Annotated in this window: 2 protein-coding genes and 1 pseudogene; 1 reads left to right on the forward strand and 2 read right to left on the reverse strand. The window is 51.7% G+C overall.

Annotated elements, in window-relative coordinates; all coding sequences use genetic code 11:
• Window positions 1–83 precede the first annotated feature (83 nt).
• Window positions 84–659, reverse strand: coding sequence for a hypothetical protein (locus tag HWQ67_RS14950; protein ID WP_218253492.1), 576 nt, complete (start codon window positions 657–659; stop codon window positions 84–86).
• Window positions 660–686: 27 nt separating this feature from the next.
• Here HWQ67_RS14950 and HWQ67_RS14955 point away from each other — a divergent pair, with 27 nt between their 5' ends.
• The gene (locus HWQ67_RS14955) at window positions 687–2,216 is read left to right on the forward strand and encodes a hypothetical protein (RefSeq protein WP_218253493.1); all 1,530 of its coding nucleotides are present in this window, start codon (window positions 687–689) and stop codon (window positions 2,214–2,216) included.
• 372 nt (window positions 2,217–2,588) lie between these two features.
• Here HWQ67_RS14955 and HWQ67_RS14960 read toward each other — a convergent pair.
• Window positions 2,589–3,326, reverse strand: a pseudogene (locus HWQ67_RS14960) (hypothetical protein); the annotation flags it as partial.

The raw sequence follows: 3,326 nt of genomic DNA on the forward strand, positions 1-3,326 counted from the left end.
GAAACATTCATCACACCAGTGCTGATCTGAAAAATTGCGCTTTCATTCATCACACCAGTGCTGATCTAAAAATTGCGTTTTCATTACCCAAGTATTTTCAGCCTGCCAGGACTTGCCTCAAAAATATCACCGCGCTCAAGCAGCAAAGCAACAACACCCTCGGCATCCTTGCCTGCCTGCGCCAAAACATCATCGGTTGGAGCGCCAGAACCGGAATCAAGCTCGCGCACGAGCTTCAGCACAACAGCCTCGCTGTCAAGAATATCATCAGCCATCTTCCTGATATCACTGTCACCAGACACTCCAGACCCGGCAGCAGTCAAAGCAAGCGCAGGCCCTGAAGCAAGCTCTTTTGCACGCACATCCAGCCAGCGAGAATCCAGCTGCCTGACAATCTCTGCAGCAACATAATTCTCATTCCCAAAAACCCGCAGCCAGCCAATCACTGCAACAACAGAACCAACAACAACAGGCACAATCTTGTCAAACTCACGCACAAGAATAATGGCAGTGCGGTCATCCATAACAAATGCAGGCGGGCTCTCAGAAGCAGAACCGACAACAGTGCCTATGACATTAACCCTGCTGCCATCACGAACAGCACCTGAAAGCAAATCCTTGCAAGACGCTTTCAGCGCAACAACAGGACCCCCGGCCATAACGAGCAAGGCAGCTGACTGGCTTATATGCTTTTAGCCAGACCAGAGGACAAGTTTATAAACATCAGAGAGGATAACAGAGCCATGCCATTATCACCATTGGCAGAATACGTCCAGAACCTGCTCAACAACAACTACCCAGAGCAGTACATACGGAACTATCTTGCACAAACAGGATACCAGCCAGCACAAGTAGATGCGGCCTTCACTGAAGTGCAACAAGCAACACAAATCGCGCCAACAGGCAAGCCCTGGCTCTGGATAGCAGGAGCAGTCCTTGGACTGGGCTTAGGCGGGCTCATAGTCGCGCTCCTCTTTGCCGCACCAGCAGCAAAACTCACAATAAGCACGCTTCCAGAAGTGTCTGAAGCACTGCCAGGCGACACGATAGACTTCAGGGCAATAGCATCAGCAGAAGGAACAATAGAAAGCACAATAGTAAGCCCTGACGGCGACATAATAGGAACACCTGCACAAAAAGAAGCAAGACAAGGAAGCCAGCTTGCCAGCGTCAGGCTGCCAGACAACGCAGCACCAGGAGAATACGAAGTCAAAGTCACAATCACAGACGCAAAAGGAAGAGAGGCAAGCAGCAGCTTCAGCATAACAGTCCAGGCACTCGCAGCCACGTGCGACGACGGCACAAAAAACCAGGGAGAAACAGGAATTGACTGCGGCGGGCCGTGCCCGGCATGCCCTGTCACGACACCACAGCCGCCAGCCGGCGTAACTCCGTCCGCAGAGCCGCCTGCTGGAGGGGCGCCAACAGAGCCGCCTGCTGGAGGGGCGCCTGCAGGACCACCTGAAAACCAAACGCCTGGAGAAGCACCAACAGAATGCCCAGAAGGATGCAATGATTACGACCCAACAACAAAAGACGAATGCGTAGCTGGCAAGTGTGTCAACACTCCGACACAGGAATGCGGCGACGGCACGTGCAGCGGAGATGAAACCAGCACAAGCTGCCCGCAAGATTGCGCAGAAGGAGCAGAACCAACAACAGAAGACAAGGTCATAGAAGACGCAAAGAAAGCAGCAGCAACAGAGCCAGACAGGGCAGTAAGCCTATGCAATTCAATACCAACAGAATATTCCAGGCACAACTGCATGCAAACAGTGGCATTTGAAGCAGACAAAAGCGCACTGTGCCAAAACATAGGCGCAGAAGACAGAAGAGATTCATGCTATGCACAGTTTGCATTCAACAAAAACCAGTTCGAAGTGTGCGACAAGATAACAGCAAGATACCTGCGCGACTCGTGCATCGGCTTGCGCAACCTGCGCATGCAGCAAAAATCAATGGAAGAATCAAACAAGGAAGCGCAGGCAACACTGCAGCAACTGATGAAAGAAGCGGAAAAAACACACCCGCCAGGACAAATCGTGGAGGCACCAGCACCAGAACTCCCCGAAGGATACAAAAACTGCCAAAAGATAAGCCAGGAATGCGACAGCAACATAGCACTCGTGTGCGGCATAAACGGCAGAACATACCTCAATGCCTGCCGCGCATGCCAGGACAAGAACGTGGACAGTTATGCAGAAGGTGCGTGCTAAAACAGAATTTTTGACACAACGAAAACGCTGCGTGCGCACGCTGTGCGCTTGAGCGCATAGTAAGCACGCGCGTTTTCGTGAGCCAAGAACCGCCATCGTCGTGGCAGCGTGCTTGTTCGCACAAGCACGCCGCCCACTTTAGTGGGCGGTTCTTGACAGCATTTTTGAGTGTAACACAACAGTGCATTGTTCCTGCGTCGCAGGACTTGCTTTTCTCCTTCCATGATTAATCAAGGGAGGAAAAAAGCAACCGGCCAAAGGCAGGCGAGGCGCGGCAAACACATTATATCCTGCTTGCAAGATTACTGTGCACTGCGGGACGCAGGCAACCATATGATATGCATGTACCAAACTGCCCGCACATCAGAAACATCACACCCTTGAAATGTAATTGCGCCGCGGCTCAAAAATATCACCGCTCTTCCGCAGCTTCTGGATGATAACATCAAGCTCGTCCTGCGAAACACCCTTCTCAGCAGCCATCCTTGCAATGTCATCAAGCGGCACAACCTTGCCAAACTTGTTCTCAAGCTCAGCCATCACTTCCTTGAACACAACTATCTTGTTCCTCTGGCTCGTCGTGGTATCAGAGGAAATCCTGTCAATATCAATAGTGCCTGTCTCCTCATCAAGCGCAATCTGGCGCAAACAATAATCAAGAAGGTTAATCGCATTACGCGCATCCTGGCGCTCAACAACCTCGCCAAGGCGCAGCCGCGCATGCGCCTCACTCAAGCGCACAAGACCCTCAAGCTGGCGCGCGCTGATAGGAATGTTCTGGATAATTCCCCCCTCCTTACGCGCACTCCCACGCATGCGGATGTAATAATCCTTCAGCTCAGCCACTGCTTCGTCGCTCAGGACAGGATGAATGTTCAGCCGGGCATAAGCGACATATTTCTTGAGAAGAGTCGTCGGAATCGGGGCCTCCTTTCTTCTGGTATCCTGATGAAGCTCGAGAATAAAGCTCGCCATCTTGTCATCCTTAACAGGATCAGGCAGGTCCTTTATTGGAAATATCAGGTCAAACCTGTTGATAAGCGTTGGCGGAAGGTCAAGCTGCTCAACAATAGGGTCAAAAGTGTCAAAACGGCCGTGCTTCGGGTTGGC

The sequence above is a fragment of the Candidatus Magnetobacterium casense genome (genome assembly GCF_019173545.1).
In the GTDB taxonomy this organism is placed as follows: domain Bacteria; phylum Nitrospirota; class Thermodesulfovibrionia; order Thermodesulfovibrionales; family Magnetobacteriaceae; genus Magnetobacterium; species Magnetobacterium cryptolimnobacter.